The organism is Singulisphaera rosea, assembly GCF_054877945.1.
This window is the reverse complement of record NZ_JBTYIP020000004.1, coordinates 338556-357074: the sequence shown is the minus strand read 5'-3', so window position 1 is coordinate 357074 and position 18519 is coordinate 338556. Positions and strand designations below refer to the sequence as shown.

Below are 18519 nucleotides of genomic sequence, written 5' to 3'. Positions count from 1 at the left end.
CACATTCGCACGCTTTCTCCGTGCGATCGACCGGGCAAGGTGGATGAGGGCGGCTCCGCGACCCGTCCGGAGCGGAGCCCTCATCCCGTGCGATCGGGGTCGAGGTTCGACCTCAGCGTCCGGGGATGATGAGCTTGGGTTTGTCGCCGGAGTTCCCCTGCGACCCGCCCGCGTCGCCCCCGGGGGTCCATAAGGCGTTGCCCGCCCCCGACGGACCTCCCGGCGTCCAGATCTCCCCCTTGGTCGCGGAGACGCCGAGGCGGCCGGTCGCCGTCGTCACCCTCGGGCCGTACTCGGTCATGAGATACTGCAGCGGGCGGCTGTCGACGATGTAGTCGCCGGCGCGGTCCGGGTTGGGTGCCATCCGCACCAGACCCATCTCGATGAGATGCATCATCAGGACCTGGTTCGTGGCGACATTCTCCGAGTGGCGATCGAGGACCACTGCCAACTCGGGGACCCAGACATCGGGCCGGTCCGATCGGGCGCGGACTTTGATCTCGGTCATGTCCCAGGAGACGGCGTTCGCGGCGCGGGTCGCGGCCGGCTCGGCCTGTCGACCCCGCTTGATCCACTCGAACGCCTCGTCCGTCTTCTTCTGTGCGGCCGCGATCAAGGCGAGCTCGGTGAAGAGCGTGATCGCCTGTACGCCGGCTTTTTCCCAGGCCTGCGGACGATCGACGAGGGCGCGGGCGGCTCGTTCGAGGACGTCCGCCAGAGCGAAGCGACGAGCCTGACGGTACAAAGCTCCGAGTTGCTCGTCGTTCAGGCGTTCGGCCGGGATGAACGACAGTCGGGCGATGTGGACGTCCTCGACCTTGACGGTCTCGGGGGCGATCTCAGGCTCGCGCTCCAGACCGAGGCTGGCGCGGAGGCTCGCGAAGTCGGCCGTGTTATCCCACGACGTGTCGTTGGTCTGCTCGAGCCGGAGCACCGCCGCGCGGAGCGGGACCTGGGCATTTCCGGCCTTCGCGGCCTCGAGGGGCGTTTTCCCGTTCAGGAATGGCATGGGTGTCTGCGACCATCCTTCGCGGATGATCCAGGACCCCTGCTCCCGATCGAGACGCTCCGCCTCACTGTCGTCGAGGTCTTCGGGTAGCCGCCATTCCCAGGAGAGGGCCAGGGTAGCCTTGGCGATCTTCTCCAGCACCTTCGTCTTCGGGTGCGCCGGGGGGATACCCCCCTGGACGATCGAGGTGAAGCGATCGACGAGCCCGTCGAGCCGGCCGTCGTCATACGCCTCGAGCGCGACGATCTCCTGCCCGACATGGATTCGTGACACGAAGCGCGGGATGTCGTCGGGCTTGAGGCCGGCCTTCGGCTCGCGAATGACCGGACGATCGAGCAAACCGAACTGGTCGACCTGGGGGGACTCGGGATCTTCGGGGTCGATCGGCCCCGAGCCGAAGTCTTCGACCGTCGGGTCGTTGCGGAGAGCTTTGAGCAGGGTCTCCCGGTCTCGGACCGGCCAGATGAGCTGGACGTGCTCGACCTGATCGTCGGGGCCGACCTCGGTGATGCTCTGACGGAGGGCTTCGAAGTCGACCGCCTCGAGAGTCGTGCCCAGTCGGGCGACGTATCGAGCGAAGGCCTCCGAGGCGCCGGAATCGTCGGCCATCCAGAGTCGGCAGAGCCCCAGGTTGCGATCGGCGGCCACGGTCGCGGCGGCCTCGGTCGAAAGCATCTCGAAGGCCGATGCCGCCGACGACCAGAGTCCCGTCTTCGCCCAGCCCAGGGCTTGATTGAACTGGTCACGTTGCGAGGTCGACAACCCTTCAGGGGCTTCGGACAGGGTATAAGGATTTTTCAGCCACGGGGCGACCGAGCCGTTGGATTCGATGATCCTGATGCTCGAGGACGACTCCTGCTCCTTGTCGCTCAATGAGGCTGCGAGCTTGAGGTGGGCGAGGGCCGCGGCGAAATAGCCGGCCTGGCTGAGCATGGCCCCGACGAGTCGCGCCAGGGGCGTGAGCACGGGCCGTTCGTTGACAGGGAGCGCGGTGATGGTCTGCTGGAACTGGGCGGCGCCGGCCTCGCCACCTTCGGTCTCCAGCACGAGACGTGTCAGGAGGATCGAGGCGCCGAGGTGCGCGGGGATTTTCCGGAGCACGAGGCGGAGGGCGTCCTTGGCGGGATCCGGCGCCTGTTGCCGGATCAAATAGAGTGCCTTGCGCGTCAGCAGCCAGGGATTATCCAGCTCCTTCTTCAGCCCTTCGTCGAGCGTTTCGATTGCGGCCTCGGCCTGACCGTTATCGAAGAGCCTTTGCGCGCGATCGGCCAAGGCCTCGACCTTTTGGCAGCACCACTTGAATTTCTGCCCGCTCCCGCAAGGGCAGGAGGAGTATGGATCGACCGCCGCCATCAGGATTCACCCTCGTGAAAGAGTCCAGGCCACGTGCTCACCCGATCACAGTAGCAAAGCCCATACCCCCTCGTCTATCCTGGACAGGTCCATCCCCGCCGCGCGGAGCGGCGCCTTGGAGCCGGGTCCGCCGACGGGGGAGAATCCCCGAAGTACGACGGATGGATACCGCATGAACAAGCTCCGACAACCTGCCTCCCTGGCATCCCGCCGAACGTCCTTGATCGGTTTGGTGATGGCCTTGGGCCTGTGGATCCTCCCTCCGCCTTCGGCTTTCGGCTGGGGCCGGATCGGGCACCGGGCGTCGGGGGCTCTCGCCGAGTCTCGCCTGACTCCCGCCGCCCGGGTCGCCGTCCGAGATCTCCTCGAGCCAGGCGAGTCCCTGGCGGACGCCTCTACCTGGGCGGACGAGCACCGCCGAGACCTCCCCGAGAGCGGCCCCTGGCACTACGTCAACGTGCCGATCACCGAAGCGGCCTACGCGCCTCGGTTCTGCCAGCCGGGAGGCTGCGTCGTCTCGAAAATCGACGACTTCCGTCGCGTGCTCGCGGATCCGACCGTCGCCCCGGGCGAACGTCGCAAGGCCCTCCGGTTCCTGGTCCACCTCGTCCAGGACCTCCACCAACCGCTCCACGTCGGCGACCGCAGCGATCGGGGCGGGAACGACCTGCAATTGCCATTCTTCGAGGACGGGTCGAACCTCCATCGAATCTGGGACTCGGGGATCGTCGAGCACCAGACCGACTCGGAGAAGGATTGGCTCCTGGACCTCACCAAGTCCGCGTCCCCCGACCTGGCTGCCCAGTGGACTCAAGGGACTATCGAGGACTGGGCCAACGAAAGCTTTGCCCTCGCCAAGGTCGCGTACACCATGCCCGAGACCCGGGTCCCGCTCCGGCCCGGGACGAGGCTGGGCGCAGACTACCAGGCCGCCAATCTCCCGGCCGTTCGAGAACGACTCGCACAGTCGGGCGTGCGAGTCGCCGCGATCCTGAACACCATTTGGAAGTAGGGCGCGGGTGCGGAATCGCCCCGAAGTGGCGTACAAGTCGAGGGGTGCCCCTCCCCATTCGTACAAGCCCGAAGCGCGAGCGAGTGAATCTCTCCGCAGGAAATCGAGGAGGATTGACTCGCTCGCGCTTCGGGCTTGTAATGTCGCCTTCGAGGGGACCGCTTGTTCACTGTGTTCCGGGTGGCCTGCGCTTCAAGACGTCAGCGGGTTGGCTTCTTCGAGGGCCTCGGTTTCGGGCGGCTTGTTCCGAGGCTGGTAGAGCATGCTGATCGCCAGGATCGTGAACATCCCGACCCAGAAGAGCCAGTCGGGCATCTCGACATTCACGAATTTGGCGGTATGGAAGCCGCTGATCACGAGCTTGAGGCCGATCCAGGCGACGAGGTAGTAGGCCCCGGTCGCCAGGCCCTTGAATCGTTGCAGGAGGATGAGGAAGTACCCGGCGATGTATCGCATTGTGATGATGCCGAGGATACCCCCGAGGTAGACCGTGCCCAGCTTCCAGAACTGGCTGAGCTGCTGGGGAGCCATCGCGACGGCGGCGACGATCGAGTCGATCGAGAAGGCGATGTCGGCAAGCTCAACCCCGACGACCGTCCCCCAGAATCCGCTCCCGAAACGGGACGACTTCGCCGCCCCGCCCTCTTCCTCGCCGGATATGAAGTGCGAGACGGCGAGGTAGAGCAGATACAGGCCGCCGACGACCTTGAACTGCCAGTAGTTCAACAATGTCGCGGAGAGGATGACGGCGATCAGTCGGAAGACGAAGGCGCCCCAGATCCCGTAGCGGAGAGCCCGCTTCTGCTCCTCCTTCGGCAGGTGTCGGACCATCACCGCCAGGACCAGGGCGTTGTCGGCGCTCAGCAGGCCTTCGAGAAAGACGAGGGCGAGCACCGTGCCCAGGATCAAGGGGATATCCGAAACCATAATGGCGAACATTCCGCGGGGCTCCTGGCGCCTGGAAGGACGATCACTCGGGGCAACGACTCAAATCACACATCCACGGACAGCGATTCGCTCGACGTTTCACGTCGTTGTCCTGAAAACTCGGGAAAATCAAACTACCACATTGTCAGGGGCGGGGCGACCCGGTTTCACGCACCTCGCCAAAACGCAAGTCGGGACGCCAGGACGAGAAACCGATCGAGGACCGGTGGCCGAGGGGTGTCGGGCGCGATAGGCTTGGCTTGGGTCCGAGGTGAGCGTGTTGCGGAGGTTCGGCCTCCGGGGAGGACGTGCGATGGTCCGTTGGCGGGCTTGGCACCTTTACCTTTGGGCGTGGTCCTTGACGCTTGCGTTCGCCGCGTCCCCCTTCGCGGCCGAGCCGTCGGCCCCCAAGAAGAAGGCCAAGGCCCGTGACGTCGAGCCGAAGGTGATGTCGGCGGACTCTCAGGTCATGTCCAAGACCACGGCCGACTTCCTCCGACTCCCCACGCCCAACCGCTACGACCCGAACGGCGTCGACTGGCGCGAGGTCCCCCCCTGGCGGCAAACCTCGTTCTTCGGGATCCGCGCCCAGGGCCAGACGTTCATCTACGTCGTCGACTGTTCCGGCAGCATGATCGATGAAGACCGACTCGTCCGCGCCAAGCGCGAGCTCCGCCGGAGCATCTTCGCCCTCCAACCCCCCCAGCGCTTCAAGGTCATCTTCTACAGCGACCAGATGCTCCCCATGCCCGGCGACCTACCGCTCCCGGCCGATTGGCCTTCGAAGCAGCAGATGATGGAATGGCTCCGCCTGATCGAGCCCGACGGCAAGACCGAACCCCGAGGCGCGATGTCCCTGGCCCTATCTCTCCGCCCCGACGCCATCTTCCTCCTCTCCGACGGCGAGTTCCCCGACGGCACCGTCGAGGCGATCGCCAAGAAGAACCCCCGGAAGATCCCGATCCACTGCGTCGACCTGAGCTCAGGCACGGGCGGGGACAACCTCCGCCGCATCGCCCACGACAGCGGCGGCCAGATTCGCGCCCGCCCACAATCGGGGGAGTGAATCGGTGCCTACGCGATTGGTCCCTAGATTCACGCTCGCCGGAACTTCCTGTGGGCGATGAGGTGAGATTGGGGAGTCGATTCCGACCCTGTTTGTACTCAGATGGCTTGGTCTACGGCCCCTCGCGGCTCGATCTCAGTGGTTGACCCTCAACCCCGTTGACGCCTGCTTCAAGGCCGCGATGGCGGCCTGTGACGCTGGTACTTCCTGGAGGACGACCTCTGTCAGATTCGGAAAGCGGGCGCGGATCGCCTCCGCCGCATTGATCTGGACCTTGGGGCGATGCACCGGCCACCCGAGAATCTCGCAGACGATCAGCACGAGTATCATCAGGCGCCGGAGGCTGAGCCGAGGCCGATATCGCCGGGTTCTGGCGTTCGGGGCGTCACTCATGTCGGTCGGTTCTTTAAATGTTTGAGTCCGTTTTGGTGTTTGATATTTGTTTTTCGTATAGTTATTAGCATGGTATAGCGAGGTCGACCACGCGACAATTCCACGGCCCAGGCCTGGCTTGGCCGAGATCGGTCACTGGCCCGGATGACTCCAATGATTCACGAGGATGATTAGATCGTCGAGCCGGCGGCCGTTCGCCTGATGATTCGGTATCTTCGTGACAGGTAGCCTCCGAAGAACGCGAATAGCAATTGCGGGAGCCCGAGGAGGGCGATGGCCAACGGGAAGATGACGCCGACTAGCATGAATGCGCTGCGAGGTGCGAGGGACTCGATGGGTGATAGGAGCGGTTGAAGATAATAAAAAATCAGTTCACGTTCATTTTGCGATGAGACCCGGATGAAGAGCGACAACGCGACCAGGCCGAAGACCTCGAATCCCACAAGGAAAGGCCGCTCGGCCGGCCGTTTGCGGAGTGCGAGGTAGGTGAGTCCCAGGACATTCGCCATGGGGATGACGCCGAGATTCAGGAGGTACACGCCCCAGCATGCTCGGATCATCCCGAAGTTGATGGCCAGGATGGCGACGGCGATCATGATCGCGCTAATTCGAAATCGGGGCACTCCCATGGTTTGAATTTGCCTGTTTGGCAATTGGAACATCTATGTGGCGATCGCCGAACCCTCGGGACGGTGGGTGGGCCGGACCTTCAAACCACGTTCCGAACTCCTGAGACGGTAAAGGTCCTCACGAGCCGCGCCCATCGGGGAGGCGTTGACCCGTGCTTACAGCCCCACCGCGGTTTCGGCGAGTCCTGCAATTTCGCGAGACTCAGCGGATCGGGCGCAGAGGTTTTCCTCATGGGTTCTTCGCTCACCAGGGCTGATGGGAAGACCGGATGCTGTGGTTGATTAACAGGTGTAATGGTTTGGCCGGTGTATTTCAATCAACCCACGTGAGGATTCCGTCCGACCGATTTCGAGCGGGGGGACGGGGATTGTATCGGCGGTGTTGGGGCTCGCGTCACGAGAGGCGACACTCTGCCTCCCTTCCGGAGCCCGGAGACGGGAGCGGTGGATATGAGCGAGCCCCGCTCTGATATCGCGACGGCATCGGGTGAGGGTTCGGGTCACTGCCCGGCCGAAAGGGAGCCGGAGGGGCTGCCGCGGATGGCCATGCCTTCGGGGAGGGGGCGGGCGGCGACGGTGAAGCCGCGCTCGTGGAGGTCGTCGCGGAGCTTGCGGAAGAGGGCGAAGCCGTCGGGGTAGACCCACATGGTGATCGTCGAGTGGTTGGGGCTGAGACGGTTCAGGACCCTCGAGAACTCCGAGATGGGGCGGCGGGCGGCCTCATAGGTCTCGCCCCGGCCCTCGAACTCGGGGAGGATCTCCCAGCCCCTGAGGTCGTACGACACACCTCGGCGCTCCATCAACTCTTCGATCCCATTCGGCATCGCACGTGCCAAGATGTATTTGAGCGAGTAGGCGCCGACGGGCCCGACTTCGGAGTCGATGATCCTCGAGTCGGCGAGGCGGGTCCGGACCTGGGCGTCGGCCTTGACGAGGGCGATCAGGCGTTCCAGGTCGATGAACGCTACGCGGTTCCGGCGGACTTCGAAGTGGAATTCGTCGCCGCCGGCGGGCTTGGCGACCGGGGTCTTGTCGATCAGAGACTTGGCCTTGGGCCTGGGGGCCTGGGAGAGAGTGATGATCTCGTCCTTCAGGCGATCGCGCTCGGCCTTGAGGAATCCTCCCCGATCCGACGCCCGGTTGATGCGTGCGTTCGGCTCCTCGAGCTTGAGCGCGATTGTCCGGCTCTCGGCGGCCGCGTCGGCGGCGTGCGTCGAGGCGTCGGCGAGTTCCTGGGTCGCTCGGGCGAGACGTGCATCGGCCTGGGCCTTTTCCTGACGTGCCTTTTCCAGCGCGGCTTCCGCGCGGGCGATCGCCTCGCGATCCAGCTCCTTGGGCGGGGGAGGGGGGGGCGCAGGCGGATCTTCTTCGACTGGCTCGGGCTCGGGCACCGGTTCCGGCGCGGGGGGTGGAGCGACGACCGGGGGAGGTGCCGGTGCGGGTTTGGCGAGGGCCAGGGCGGGGGGAGCCGGTGACGGAGTCTTCCGCTTCTCCGAAGGGCGCAGGACCACGAACTGGAGCACCACGATCGCGGCCAAGAGCCCCGCCAGGTTGGCGATGAGGCCGAGGTACGATTCCGACTTGCGAGGAGCTCGGTTCGAAGGGGGTCGGCCAGGCATCAGTATGCTCCCCTGGTGAAGAGGTCGAGCACGCGCATATCGGCCACCTGGAGGGTCGTCGGCCAATCGATCCCGGAGAGCATCGTCCGGCGCCTGGCCAGGGTATAGATCTTCTCTCCCCCCGGCTCGACCAGGAATCGGATCGAGGGCCTCGGTCGGATCATCGGGTCGACTTGCTGCCGGAGCCGGACGACCCCCATCAACGACCGGGCGAGGATTTCGTCTTTCCCTTCGAGCGCCTTGGCCGAGAGTCGGTATCCGCCGGGATGGATGACGACACCGTCGGGGCCGCAGGAGACCACGATCTCGAGCGGGACGTCGATCTTCCTCGGTTCCCATGAGTCCCGCTTGCGACGTCGGGGGACCGGCTTGCCATCGTCTACCGCCCCACTCTGGCCCGACTCGGAACCCTGGGCATCCGAATTGTTGTCACCGAAGATGTCTTCCTCAGCCGACTCCGTGACCGGGATCCGGCGTCTTTGGTTCGTCGTCGAGCTGCTCGATCCGTTCGTGTTCGCGTTGGGGGGGGCCATTCCCGGATTCATTAGGGAAAGGGGGAGGTCAAGCCCTTGCGGGGGATTGGCCGCGGTATTTCCCTGTCCCGGACTCGCCGAGCTCTGCCCGGCCTTCCCGGCTTGTGCGCCCGATCCCGTCGACGGGGTCGCGACGGTGCCGGACGGTGAGGCCTGGCTGCCGGATGATCCTTGTCCAGGACCGACGGAGCCGCTGCCTTGTCCCGCGAGCACCGAGGGCTGGTCCGGACCCGGCAGCGGCCCGAGCTCGCCCGGAGGGGCTTCGTTCGGAAGATTCGGGGCGCTCGGGAATGGGGTGAGCGCTTCGTCGCCGCTGTTAGCTGGGCTCGAGGTCCCGCCTGGCTCCGTGGTGTTGCCAGGCGACCCCTGGAGGGCTTCCGCACGATCGGCGGCGGTCCCCTGGGGGGCGAACGGGGAATTCATACCGTGAGTGAGTCTCCCGGCCGGCGAAGCCGGGGCGAGCCCGCTCGGCAGGGAGGGGGCGGATGGATTCGAGAGCGTGGTCGGGGCTGGAGGGATGCTTCCTGAACGTGCCTGCGGGACGCCTGCCGGGGGCATCGATGCTCGGCCTGCGGGGAGCATCCCTGGGGTTCCAGAGCCTGAGGCCGGCGGGAGCATCCCGGGAGTCGAACCTGGGCCGGTCCCCGTTGTCGGGGAGGCAGCGGCTCCGAAGCCGGCGCCGGGACGGAATTGTCCGGGGGCCAGCGGGTCGCCGGAGCCGCTCGAGAGGCCTCGAGGCGAACCGGCGGGGCCACCATCGCCGAACGGCTCGATCCCGGGGTCGTCGCCGCCTCCGCGAGTCCTGCGTGAGTCCAGCCCGGGGAGGGCGCCGCCGCTCCCTTCATAGGAACCCGCAGGGCTGGCGGGCCAGCGATAGTCGTCCGCGTTGTGCCCTGAGACCTGGCCGCCGGGACCTCGAGAAGCGCCCAGGGGTGAGAACGGATCCTTCCCCGACGATCCCGACCGGGAGGCGAGTGCTGGGACGGACGGAATGTGCGGTGTCCCGTCCCATTCCTCGGGGTTGTCGAGGTCGGGGAATTCAATATCGAGGTTCTGATCGACGAGTTCGTAGCCGAACGCGATCCCGAGCGCCTCGAGCCGGGCGCGGGCCTCGTAGTAGGGGCGGATCCCGTCGGGGCGAACCACGAAGAAGATGTAGGGGGTCGTCAGCGAGCCGTCGGGGGCGATTTTTCCCTGGGTCCGGATCAGCTCTCGGACCACGGCGATGACGAGGGGATTGGAGCGGATCCCCATCGCCCCCGAGAGGTCGAGGAGCGAGAACTTCTGGCCTTGGGGCTGGAGTGTGACCATCCCGTTGCGGCACTCGATCATGATCGGCCGACGCCAGGTACCGTTCGGACTCCGGTTCGGGAGGATCGCGTAGCTCGACCGATTCTTCGTCTTGGCCAAGGCCGCCTTGGTCGCGTCCCGTTCCTGGGCGAGGACGTCGCGCTCGATCGCCAGCTCATCGATCGCCTTCTCCATCATCCGGGCACGGTCGGAGAGCGTCGCGACCTGGGCTTCGATGTCTCTCCCTTGATTCCGCAGTCGCTCGGCCTCGGCACGGGCCGCGTCTCGATCACGTTCGATGTCCGCGGCCTTCTTCTCCGCCAGTCGGCTCTCGAGCAGTTGCTCGGCCTCGGCGGCTCCGATCCGCAGGAGTTCCTTCTTGGTCGGATCTTCCGCAGGAGGTGCCGGTGGGGGGAGCGGTCTCGGCTTGGGTTTGGCCTTCGGCTTTGGTGCGGGCTCGGGGGGTACGGGAGCCGGGGGGCCGGTCGTGACCTGGGGAGGGGGCGTTGCCGCGACCACGACACGTGGGGGCGATGGGGCCTTACGAGGAGGGGGCATCCGTCGGTGCATCGTGACGATCAAGAGCCACGAGCTCACCAAGCAACCCAGGATCAGGATGACCGGGAGAAGCTCGGACCCGATCCTCGGGCGAGGGCGAGTCATTGGACGTGGCCTCCCGTGCCTCGATATTCCGGAACCCCCGCGACCTCCCCCATCGCTGTGAGGGACGGAGGGCTCAGGACTCCTCAATCGCAGCGACCGATGCGTCGGTCGTAATCGGCGACCGGCGTCAACCAGGAGAGTCTATCGGTTGGCGCGATCCGACAGCTTGAAGCAGATTCGACGGTTTTGTGGGATTGTCGGTGAGTTTCGTCCTGCATGTGCATGTTTTTGTAGGGTGGGCATTGCCCACCAATCCGCCACTCATCTCGACCGCAACGCTTCATGCCGCCAACGCGAAATCCCTGGCCCCGGACATCAACGCACGCGGTGGGCGATGCCCACCCTACGGATGTGGATTCCATTGCTCTATTCGGCGAAATGCTTGCGTGGCCGTCGAGCGGAGGGGAAGGCTCGTCGGATCGATCAGAGAGAGACTGCGGGCCTCGTCGGCGCGGGTGGGCACCGCGCGACGAGGCCTATGCGGAGAGCGACGGAGAGAAGGCCGAAGGGAACCGTCTCCTCGTCAGAGGGTCGAGGGGCGACCCACCGCGGTCGGCCGGGGGACCGGGCCGGCGATGTTCCGCTCGGGGGGATGGGCGGTGACGGTCCGTTCGGCGACTCGGCGCACGAGATTCGTGGTCGAGTGCCCGTCAACGAGCGGGATCAGGACGAGGCGACCGCCGGCCGCCTCGACCTCCTCGCGGCCGACGACCTGGTCGGGGCGGTAGTCTCCTCCCTTGACCAAGACGTCCGGCTGCACGGCCTCGATGAGGGCGAGCGGGGTGTCTTCGTCGAAGATGGTGACGGCGCCGATGCACTCGAGCGCCTCGAGGAGCTCGGCCCGGTCGTCCTGGCCGTTGATCGGGCGATCGGGCCCCTTGAGCCGCCGGACGCTGTCGTCGGAGTTGATACCGAGGATGAGGAAGTCACCGAGCGCAGCGGCCTGCCTCAACAGGCGGACATGCCCGACATGCAAGATGTCGAAACATCCGTTGGTGAAAACGATTTTTTGGCCAACCTGCCGGCGCCGACGAGCCTCGGCGGCGACCGACTCGCGGTCGAGGCGTTTGCCCCCCTCGGCGCGGTGGTGGTCGATGAGGTCGCCGAGGATCTCCTCGCGAGAGAGCAGGGCGACGCCGATCTTCTCGACCTCGAGCCCCCCCGCGACGTTGCCCAACGCGGCGGCCTCGGCGTAGTCGGCGCCGTCGGCCAGGCAGAGTCCCACGACCGAGAGGACCATGTCGCCGGCCCCGGTGATGTCGTAAACCTGTCGGGGGCGGGTCGGGACCAGCTCGGAGCGACCATCCCGGCGCACGAGGGCCATCCCGTCGCGGTCGAGGGTCACGAGGATCGACTCGAGCTCGAGCGTCTCGACCAGGTGTCGACCGACGTCGATGGCATCTTCGGGAGACGTGATCGTCATCCCGGTGGCGAGCTGGGCTTCGAGACGGTTCGGCGTCATGCAGTGGACGCCTCGGTACTTCGAATAGTTCGACGAGCGGATCGGGTCGGCGATCACCCGGACCCCGGCGTCGTGGCACGCGTCGATGAGGCCTCGAAGAAGCTTCGGCGTGCAGACGCCCTTGTCGTAGTCGGAGATCAGCACGATGTCGAATCCGCCCAAGGCGCCGGCGAGAGTCTCGCCGAGCGTGGCTTCGACCGAGCTGGGGATCGGGTCGCGGGTCTCGTAGTCGATCCGGATCATCTGCTGCGGGTGACGATCCTGGGCGCGGCCGATGTACCGTTCCTTGAGCGTCGTCGGGCGATCGTCGAGCGCGAGAACGAACCGGTCGTCGATCCCGCGGTCCGCGAGCAAGGAGCGGACGAGGGAGGCTTCATGGTCGCGGCCGACTCCGCCGACGAGGCAGACCTCGGCGCCGAGGGCGGCGAGCATGGTAGCGACGCTCGCCGCGCCGCCGAGGCGGTGTTCGCGGTGGTCGGCACGGAGGAGGGGGACCGGGGCTTCCTGGCTGATTCGCTCGGCATCGCCCCAGATGTAGCGGTCGAGGATCAGGTCGCCGACGACGAGGATACGCGGATGTCCCAGCGTCTCGACGCGCCGGATCAAGTCGAATGCCATGCCAAAGGTCCTCCTGACCTCCCTCGATGACCGCTCGCGCGATCGGGCCCTCCGGGCCGAACATCCCCGCCATGGGAGAACGAGAGACGCCCGGCGAACAGCGTATCCGTCCCGATGTTCACGTCAAGCCGGCTTTGTGGGATCGGAGTCGCGCGAATCACGGCGGCGGGTGGAGTCGCGGTCGAGTCCGTTCATCGCGGCGGAGCTGCTGCGGCCGAAGTCGATTTCGGTGTGCCGGGCCTCGTCCGGGTTTTCCGCGAGATCCTGCTTCAAGAGCCGCCGCAACCGCTTACCGCCGGCCCGCTTGACCTCACGTTTTTGCTGGCGTATCTCGCGTTTGGAGGGATCCATGCATGATTCCTTTGGCCTTTCGAAGGTCCCGGTCACGAGTTGACACGTTCGACCGTCGGGGCGTTCGCGGGGAATCGTTGATTCAACCAGCCCACCAGGTCGAGAGCGTATCGTGTCGGGTCGGGCTCGAATTCCAGGGTGTGGTGGGCCTCGAGGTAGAGGACGACCTCGCGGTCCTTGCTGGAGAACTTCTCGAAGTCGGTCCGGGTCGCGTCGTTGTCGACGATGCGGTCGTGGCCGGCGAGCATCAGCAGGGAGGGTTGGTGGACCTTGCGGAGCCTCTTGCGGAGCATGCGGTCGATGAAGGTGCTGGCGGCGAGGAGACCCGCGGTCGCGTCGCGGAGCCCGAACGCGTCCGACGCGATGAACGCCTGGCCTTCGGGGTTGGCGGTGAATAAAGCCGGGTCGCTCAGGGGGATCGGGAACCGCTTGCGGCGATTGACGAAGTAGGCCAGGGCGATCCGCAACCGTTCGAGCGGGGTCACCCCCACGCGAGGGCGGAGGCCGGGGGCGATCAGGGCGAGGGCGTCGACGTGCTCGGGGTGGTCCGCCGCCGTGATGACGGCGAGCTTCCCCCCCCAACTGATGCCGACCAGGGCGATCGGCCCCGTCCCGTCGCGTCCTCGGATCGTGGCGAGTCGCTCGGCGATGTCGCGGACCAGCCGCCGCGCCGAGGGGGTGTGGCCGCGGTCGACCTGGTTCGCTCCGGATCCCCGACGGTCCGGGAAGTGGGCTTCGTAGCCGGCCTCGGCAAGTGTCTGACCCAGGCGGTGATACCAACCTTCGTGGCTCTGGACGCCGTGGAGAACGACGACCCGGCCACGGACCGGGCCGGTCGCCGGCCAGACGACGACGTGGATCCGGTAGCCGTCGGACGTTACCTGAGTCTCCGGCCGAGGCTCAGTCATAACTCAATTCCTTATGTTTGACCGTCAACCGCTCGAGCGTCTCGGGGTCGACCCGGACCCCCAGGCCCGGACCCTCGAGCGGGGGGGCCCACCCTCGGTATCGGAACGTAATATCCTCGATCGTCACGTTCGAGGCCAGGATGTGTCGGTCATAAGAACCTTCAACGTAAAGGATCCCTTTCACGTTGGAGGCGACGTGCCGCCCGGCCGCGGAAAGCAGGCCCGTCTCTCCGGGGTGGCAGCCGAGCTGGACCCCCAGCCCATTGCGGTATGCCAGGGCCATGATCCTCAGACTGGAGACGAACCCTCCGCACTTCGAGAGGCGGACGTTGAAGACGTCGCACGTCCTCTTCGCGATCGCGGCCGTCGCGTCGGGGATGCCGCAGAGCGACTCGTCGAGCATGACGGGCAGGCCGAGTCGGGGGCGAAGCTCGGCGAGGGCGTCCACCTCCGCGTGTGGGACCGGCTGCTCGATCAAGGAGGGTCGGTTCGCGAGAAGTGGACGGATGCGGTCGTAGAGCGTCGAGGATTCCCAGGCCTCGTTGGCGTCGAGACGGATATCGACGTTCGACCCGAGGATTCGCCGGACCCGGGCGAGCCGCGCCGGGTCGTCCTGGCCGGGGACTCCGACCTTGAGCTTCACGTGGGCGAATCGGTTGAGCCTCATCTTCCAGGCGGAGATCCATTCCCCTCGCGACGACTCGGCGGTGATCGCACCGCTGTAGCGGACTCGTTGGGGGCGATCGTTCCAGGGGATCTCGGGGATATCGAGCTTCCGAATCGCCTGCCCGACAGATTGGCCGAACCGGTGCCCGTAGGCGTCGAGGAGGGCCACTTCCAGGGCGCATCGGGCCGAGTTCCCGGCCATCCCCCGAGGGTCGGACTCGTTCTCGGCGAGTTTCAGGGACTCGAGGCGACGGAGCACGTCCTCGAGGCTCGTGGGATTCCCGATGGCCCGGGACCAGTCGGATGAGGCGAGGACGTCGAAGGTCGACTCGATCGTTTCACCGGTCACGTAGGGCCGAGGGATCCCCTCGCCGTATCCCACCTGGCCGTCGTCGAGCGTGACGCGGACGACCAGGTTGTCACTCGACGTCCGTTCGTGCGAGGCGTGCCGGATCGGCTTCTTGAGGGGGACGGCGATGTGGTAGAGGTCGATCGACTGGACGGTCATTAGCTCTTCTCGAAGGCGACGATCTGGCGGAGGCCGGAGGATCACTCCAGATAGAGGTTCGGCCCTCCCGAAGTGTGCCCGATGGCGAACGGCCGGAACGGACTTCTTGCGACGTTATTGCTCGTAGCAAGGATGTCAGGTCAGGGCCAGGAGCGTGATGCCGATCAAAGCGAGGAGCACACTGCTGCCGATCCCGACGACTCGTTCCCAGTCGACCCCGCGACGCTCCTGAAGGATTCGACGGAACTGAGCGGCCAGGAGGCCGACGACGACGAGGATGACAGCCATTCCCAGGCTGAACGCGACGAGCAAGGCCAGGCCGAGCGCGAGGCGCCCCACCGCCTCGGACAGGACGATCAATGCGACGGCGTCCCAGCAAGGGACCAGGCCGGCGGCCATGCCCAGGCCGATGAGCCCTCGGAGTGAAGGTTCGGAGTCGGCGTGTTCGCCGGGCTCGTGCTCACCGTATCCGCCGAGGTGGCGGCCGAGTCGCCAGAGCCCGATGGCGGCGATCGCGAAGCCGGCGACCTGGGCGAGGGCGTGATCGATGGCGCCGTAACGCGAGGATCGGGTCAGCCACAAGCCGGCGGCCACCAGGAGCACGCTGCTGGTGTGAGTCGACGTGGCGACGAGCGCGAGTAAGGTGCCTCGGTACCAACGCCCTCGACGACCGACGACGGCGGCGGCGACCAGTGATTTACCATGCCCCGGCTGAATCGCATGGGCCATGCCCAGGCCGAAGGCCACCAAGAGGAGCCCGAGGAGCGAGACGCGCGAGGCCCGATCGAGGAGCTTTGAGAGGCGGTCCGGCGGTGTCTTTACGGGCGAAGCGGGCTTCGACATGTGGGGTGGTGCATCGGCCTCGATCGTTGTCGGCACGGACGTCCGAGGTCGGACGAAGTCGACCTCAACAAGCTTGGTCCGCCGCTCCTCGAGGTCGGTCAACTGCCAGACGGGTCGGATGGCGATTTGTCCGACCTCGGGGGGCAAGTCGTCGCCCCGGATCGCGACACCCTCGAGGCCGCGGACGGCCAGTCGGCTCGTCCCTTCGCTGGTGACGTAGTTGGTGTCCTGGACAACCAACCGCCCTTGCGTTGGGAGCTTCGCGTCGAAGTGGAACGTGTAGCGTGGATGTTCCTCGACGACGATGTCGAGACCCTGGAAGAGCAAGTCCAGCGGCCGCCCGTCGACCGAAGCGAGGATCCCCTTGGCGTTCAGGGGGCCCGTCTCCTGACCGTAGCGTTCGTACAACGCCTTGGGCTCGGTCTCGACGAGGGTGCCGACAAGGTCGCGGAGGTCACGCGCGACGGTCAGCTCCGAAAGGCTGACCTCGTAGTCGACCTCGAGTCGTTCGGGCCGCACGGTGACCTGGATCGACCGATCGACGCGGGCGTTCGGGATGTTATGCGCGTGGGCCGTCGCCGAGAGAAAGGCGACCAAACCGACGATCCGCCACGTGGAACGCATCCGAGAGGCTCAATAGAACTTCTCGAGCGCCTTGGTCACGACGTAGATGACCACGTGCCGGCTGACCGGCTTGGCGAGGACGCAGAAGGCGTGGGCCGAGAGGGCCTTGCGCAGGAGGTTATCGTCGCTCTCGGCCGAGACGAGGATCATGGGGAGGACCCCCTTGATCTGCCGGACGAGCGTCATCGTCTCCAGGCCCGAAAGCTTGGGGAGATGCATGTCCATCAAGGCGATGTGGATTTCCTCGTCCTTGACGATATCGAGGGCCTCTTCGCCACTCTCGGCCAGGAGGGTTCGGAACCCTACCGGTTCGAATATATCGCGAAAGGCCTCCCGCACGGCGGGGTCATCGTCCGTGACGAGGATGGAGAAAGGTCGATCCAATGTCATGACGCCCGCTCTCGCGGAGGAGGGAGGCCGGTCGGGGATCCATGAAACAGACGCAAACCTTGCTCTGCAATTCATGGACCAATGGCCGAGAGGGCCCGAATCCGAAAGGGATTCTATAGTCCAAATGACGGTCGAGTCAAGGTTTACAATTTTCGCGGATTGTCAGGCCCGGTTTCCGCGGGCCTGACAAATCCGCGACGCTGATGATCAGTTTGGCAGTCAGCGAGGCGGTGAGCTGGCCTCGTCCTTGTTTCCTCCGGCGCGGGCCAGTCGTTGGAGAAAGCCACCCTTGCCCTGGCCCCAGCGTTTGTTCGCATCGAAGGCGTCGGCCGAGGCGAGATCCGGCAGGTTGGCCTTCGGAGTGTCGAAGACATAACGCTCGAGGAGCTGTCCGCCGGGATCGGTCGCCTCGACCAGCGTCGGGAGCTTCGTCTCGGTATCGATGTAGACGAGCCAGTTCTCGCCCGTCGGTGTAATCCGCCGGAGCTTGTAGCCGGGGTGGGCGAGGAATTCGGGCTTCTCCACCCCTTCATAGGTGAGCGTGCCGCGAGGAGCTTCGTCGGGCGAAGGTTTGAAGGTCTTCTCGACATTCACGAGGATGTTGTCGAACCCCGCTTCGGTGATCGGATGGCGGCTGCTGCTCATCACGAGCGGGTTGTCGGGCGCGAGGGCCATGGGAGGAACCGGGATGATCGAGTTGGCCACCTTGACGTGGAGCAGGCCATCGCCGTCGCCGGAGGCGTAGATGACCTCACGGCCCTTGTTCGAGCCCGTCGGCCACTCGAGCCGCACGGCCATCGGCTGTCTCCGGATGCTCAGCACGGCCTCTTCTTCAGGCTGGAGGGTGTTGCCGACGCGCTCCTGCCGCTTGATCGACACCTGATAGGTTGCGAGGGTCTCGAGCTTCTCCCTCGATTCCTTGAGGATATCCTCGAGCTTGACCTCGACCCCGGCCTCGGCCTCGGCCGGTTGCGGGTTCGCGGAGGACGCGATGATCGTGTCCACCTTCGGCAGCGAAACGACCGGGGTTTCGATCGGTCCGGGCCCTGGGGAGATCACGGGCACCATCGGGATTGTGATGGGCGGTTGGAGGGCGACGTCCAGCGGGGCGTCTTCACGGCTTCGAGGCCTGCCGTCCTCGTTCGTCGTCGGATGATTCGTCGATCGGACGAGCGTTTCAGAGCCGGAGTCGCCAGGCTCTTCGCCCCGGGCGCGGCCCTTGGCCTTCCCACGCTCCTGGGCGAGCAAGGCGCGTGACCGATCCATTCCCTTGCCGACCTGCTGGGCGTAGAGGTCGCCGCTGCCAGGGCCGCTGGGGAGGTTCTTGTCGAACGGGGCCGCTGCCCCGAGCATCGGTGGGTTCTGCCCGAAGGATCGAAGTCGGGCACAGCCGGAGTCCGTTGTACAGAGGACGAGGCCAATCCAGGCCCATGTCCCCAACGCCGGCCGTTTCAAGGCGGATTCCATCGCCGCGAGCATAGCGTTGCGCTCCCCCTCAATGGGGTCAACCCGATCCTCGATCGCGAGTCACGCATCGGGGCCGGGGCCATCATGGCTGCCGAAACGCCGTCCGATTCCTCCTGTGGGCGATCGGCGCGAGTACGCTTGAAGGACTTCGGATACCACATCCCGAGATCCCTGACAAGCCGAGCTCG

At 65.9% G+C, this 18519-nt stretch carries 15 protein-coding genes; 2 read left to right on the top strand and 13 right to left on the bottom strand.

Features of this window, described 5'->3' with window-relative positions; genetic code table 11:
• Window positions 1-112: 112 nt before the first annotated feature.
• Window positions 113-2362, bottom strand: a complete 2250-nt coding sequence (locus ACYOEI_RS10470; RefSeq protein ID WP_462849404.1) for an SEC-C domain-containing protein — start codon at window positions 2360-2362, stop codon at window positions 113-115.
• Between the two features lie 172 nt (window positions 2363-2534).
• On the opposite strand from ACYOEI_RS10470, the gene ACYOEI_RS10465 reads away from it, so the two are divergent.
• Entirely contained in the window at window positions 2535-3374 is an 840-nt protein-coding gene (locus ACYOEI_RS10465) for a S1/P1 nuclease (protein WP_462849403.1), read from the top strand.
• Window positions 3375-3566: 192 nt separating this feature from the next.
• Here the strand turns inward: ACYOEI_RS10465 and ACYOEI_RS10460 are convergent, their stop codons facing one another.
• Entirely contained in the window at window positions 3567-4313 is a 747-nt protein-coding gene (locus tag ACYOEI_RS10460) for a TerC family protein (RefSeq protein ID WP_462849402.1), read from the bottom strand.
• A 301-nt stretch (window positions 4314-4614) separates the two neighbouring features.
• Here ACYOEI_RS10460 and ACYOEI_RS10455 point away from each other — a divergent pair, with 301 nt between their 5' ends.
• Window positions 4615-5367, top strand: a complete 753-nt coding sequence (locus tag ACYOEI_RS10455; protein ID WP_462849401.1) for a vWA domain-containing protein — start codon at window positions 4615-4617, stop codon at window positions 5365-5367.
• A gap of 135 nt (window positions 5368-5502) precedes the next feature.
• On the opposite strand, the gene ACYOEI_RS10450 is transcribed toward ACYOEI_RS10455, so the two are convergent.
• The 11 genes from ACYOEI_RS10450 to ACYOEI_RS10400 form a co-directional block, all read right to left on the bottom strand.
• Window positions 5503-5760 (bottom strand): hypothetical protein, encoded by a 258-nt coding sequence (locus ACYOEI_RS10450; RefSeq protein ID WP_462849400.1) that lies wholly within the window; start codon window positions 5758-5760, stop codon window positions 5503-5505.
• Between the two features lie 170 nt (window positions 5761-5930).
• Window positions 5931-6356, bottom strand: a complete 426-nt coding sequence (locus ACYOEI_RS10445; RefSeq protein ID WP_462849399.1) for a hypothetical protein — start codon at window positions 6354-6356, stop codon at window positions 5931-5933.
• A 533-nt stretch (window positions 6357-6889) separates the two neighbouring features.
• A complete protein-coding gene (locus tag ACYOEI_RS10440; RefSeq protein ID WP_462849398.1) occupies window positions 6890-8008 on the bottom strand; it encodes a hypothetical protein in 1119 nt (372 codons plus the stop codon).
• Window positions 8008-10494: a hypothetical protein gene (locus ACYOEI_RS10435; protein WP_462849397.1), complete on the bottom strand. Its 2487-nt coding sequence runs from the start codon at window positions 10492-10494 to the stop codon at window positions 8008-8010. The genes ACYOEI_RS10440 and ACYOEI_RS10435 overlap by 1 nt, the downstream gene beginning before the upstream one ends.
• A 523-nt stretch (window positions 10495-11017) precedes the next feature.
• On the bottom strand, window positions 11018-12574 hold the full coding sequence (gene rfaE2, locus ACYOEI_RS10430; protein WP_462849396.1) for a D-glycero-beta-D-manno-heptose 1-phosphate adenylyltransferase: 1557 nt from the start codon (window positions 12572-12574) through the stop codon (window positions 11018-11020).
• A gap of 123 nt (window positions 12575-12697) precedes the next feature.
• A complete protein-coding gene (locus ACYOEI_RS10425; RefSeq protein ID WP_462849394.1) occupies window positions 12698-12925 on the bottom strand; it encodes a hypothetical protein in 228 nt (75 codons plus the stop codon).
• Window positions 12926-12957: 32 nt separating this feature from the next.
• Window positions 12958-13833: an alpha/beta fold hydrolase gene (locus tag ACYOEI_RS10420; RefSeq protein WP_462849393.1), complete on the bottom strand. Its 876-nt coding sequence runs from the start codon at window positions 13831-13833 to the stop codon at window positions 12958-12960.
• The gene (locus tag ACYOEI_RS10415; RefSeq protein WP_462849392.1) at window positions 13826-15007 is read right to left on the bottom strand and encodes a dipeptide epimerase; all 1182 of its coding nucleotides are present in this window, start codon (window positions 15005-15007) and stop codon (window positions 13826-13828) included. The genes ACYOEI_RS10420 and ACYOEI_RS10415 overlap by 8 nt, the downstream gene beginning before the upstream one ends.
• Before the next feature lie 135 nt (window positions 15008-15142).
• Window positions 15143-16474 (bottom strand): nickel/cobalt transporter, encoded by a 1332-nt coding sequence (locus ACYOEI_RS10410; protein ID WP_462849390.1) that lies wholly within the window; start codon window positions 16472-16474, stop codon window positions 15143-15145.
• 9 nt (window positions 16475-16483) lie between these two features.
• Window positions 16484-16864, bottom strand: coding sequence for a response regulator (locus ACYOEI_RS10405; protein ID WP_462849388.1), 381 nt, complete (start codon window positions 16862-16864; stop codon window positions 16484-16486).
• 219 nt (window positions 16865-17083) lie between these two features.
• On the bottom strand, window positions 17084-18343 hold the full coding sequence (locus tag ACYOEI_RS10400; protein ID WP_462849387.1) for a DUF1571 domain-containing protein: 1260 nt from the start codon (window positions 18341-18343) through the stop codon (window positions 17084-17086).
• Window positions 18344-18519 lie beyond the last annotated feature (176 nt).

Excerpts from the sequence above, each read along its gene's own strand:
- ACYOEI_RS10455 (WP_462849401.1), top strand. The coding sequence starts at position 4,615 with ATGGTCCGTTGGCGGGCTTGGCACCTTTACCTTTGGGCGTGGTCCTTG.
- ACYOEI_RS10440 (WP_462849398.1), bottom strand. The coding sequence starts at position 8,008 with ATGCCTGGCCGACCCCCTTCGAACCGAGCTCCTCGCAAGTCGGAATCG.
- ACYOEI_RS10425 (WP_462849394.1), bottom strand. The coding sequence starts at position 12,925 with ATGGATCCCTCCAAACGCGAGATACGCCAGCAAAAACGTGAGGTCAAG.
- ACYOEI_RS10445 (WP_462849399.1), bottom strand. The coding sequence starts at position 6,356 with ATGATCGCCGTCGCCATCCTGGCCATCAACTTCGGGATGATCCGAGCA.
- ACYOEI_RS10435 (WP_462849397.1), bottom strand. The coding sequence starts at position 10,494 with ATGACTCGCCCTCGCCCGAGGATCGGGTCCGAGCTTCTCCCGGTCATC.
- ACYOEI_RS10465 (WP_462849403.1), top strand. The coding sequence starts at position 2,535 with ATGAACAAGCTCCGACAACCTGCCTCCCTGGCATCCCGCCGAACGTCC.
- ACYOEI_RS10420 (WP_462849393.1), bottom strand. The coding sequence starts at position 13,833 with ATGACTGAGCCTCGGCCGGAGACTCAGGTAACGTCCGACGGCTACCGG.
- ACYOEI_RS10460 (WP_462849402.1), bottom strand. The coding sequence starts at position 4,313 with ATGTTCGCCATTATGGTTTCGGATATCCCCTTGATCCTGGGCACGGTG.
- ACYOEI_RS10410 (WP_462849390.1), bottom strand. The coding sequence starts at position 16,474 with ATGCGTTCCACGTGGCGGATCGTCGGTTTGGTCGCCTTTCTCTCGGCG.
- ACYOEI_RS10400 (WP_462849387.1), bottom strand. The coding sequence starts at position 18,343 with ATGCTCGCGGCGATGGAATCCGCCTTGAAACGGCCGGCGTTGGGGACA.
- ACYOEI_RS10415 (WP_462849392.1), bottom strand. The coding sequence starts at position 15,007 with ATGACCGTCCAGTCGATCGACCTCTACCACATCGCCGTCCCCCTCAAG.
- ACYOEI_RS10450 (WP_462849400.1), bottom strand. The coding sequence starts at position 5,760 with ATGAGTGACGCCCCGAACGCCAGAACCCGGCGATATCGGCCTCGGCTC.
- ACYOEI_RS10470 (WP_462849404.1), bottom strand. The coding sequence starts at position 2,362 with ATGGCGGCGGTCGATCCATACTCCTCCTGCCCTTGCGGGAGCGGGCAG.
- ACYOEI_RS10405 (WP_462849388.1), bottom strand. The coding sequence starts at position 16,864 with ATGACATTGGATCGACCTTTCTCCATCCTCGTCACGGACGATGACCCC.
- rfaE2 (WP_462849396.1), bottom strand. The coding sequence starts at position 12,574 with ATGGCATTCGACTTGATCCGGCGCGTCGAGACGCTGGGACATCCGCGT.